An 807-nucleotide genomic window follows, 5' to 3' on the forward strand; every position below is an offset into this window, starting at 1 on the left:
AAATTTTTAATTTTTATATGATATAATTATATAAAAATGCTATGGAAAAAAAATGAATTTTAAAAGAGCATCAGAGCTTTTACAAATTGCTAATAATTACAATATTGAAGTATCTGAAGTGTTTTCAGCACTTAAACAAGCTCTTGAAGTTGTTTTAAAATGCGGAAAATTACATGCTGATTTTTCAAATGAAAAAATTTCTTTTTATGAAATTATTTATAACCGTTTTGGTGAGAAACGCAAAAAATTTGTTCAAATTAAAAGAAATAATTATAAAGCAGTCCAAGATAAGTTTATAAGTATTGTAATTTCTTATTCTTTAGAAAAAAAGAGAGAACAAGTTAAATCTTTAAAATCGATGATTTTTAAAGGAAAGATAGAAAAAGTCTTAAAATCAGGTTTTGAAGTTTCTTCAAGCATAGGCTTTGGATTTTTGCCGAAAGTCGAAATTTTACGGAAAGATTTAGCAAGAATGCAATTAGGAACTGAACTATACCTTGCTATCAAAAAGCTTAAAGGCTCAAAAAAAGCTCCTAATGGGGCTTTGGTTTTTACAAGGAAAAATATGAATATTTTAGAACATGAAATCATAGATAACATGAGCGATTGCGGCGTGTATTACATTGAAAAAATAAGCGCAAGAAAAATATCTATCTTTTGTACAAAAATGCCTACAAAAGATCAAATTAAAAACACAATGCGTGCAGCAAATACTTTTCTTGATATTCAAGTAAGAAACTAATTTAAAAAAGGAGGAAAAATGAACAATGTAGTATTTATCAATAATCAAGAAGTTGTTTTTGAAAA

The 807-nt window shown here is 26.1% G+C and carries 1 protein-coding gene; it reads left to right on the forward strand.

The window, feature by feature from the left end:
- The first annotated feature begins 52 nt into the window (after positions 1 to 52).
- Positions 53 to 742 carry a hypothetical protein gene (locus CCO88_RS10005; RefSeq protein WP_002841103.1) on the forward strand — a complete coding sequence of 230 codons (690 nt, stop codon included), beginning with the start codon at positions 53 to 55 and terminating at the stop codon, positions 740 to 742.
- Positions 743 to 807 lie beyond the last annotated feature (65 nt).

The sequence above is a fragment of the Campylobacter coli LMG 9860 genome (assembly GCF_000254135.1).
In the GTDB taxonomy this organism is placed as follows: Bacteria; Campylobacterota; Campylobacteria; order Campylobacterales; family Campylobacteraceae; genus Campylobacter_D; species Campylobacter_D coli.

What these genes read in the sequence shown, in the direction of transcription:
- CCO88_RS10005 (WP_002841103.1), top strand. Translation starts at nt 53, where the DNA reads ATGAATTTTAAAAGAGCATCAGAGCTTTTACAAATTGCTAATAATTAC.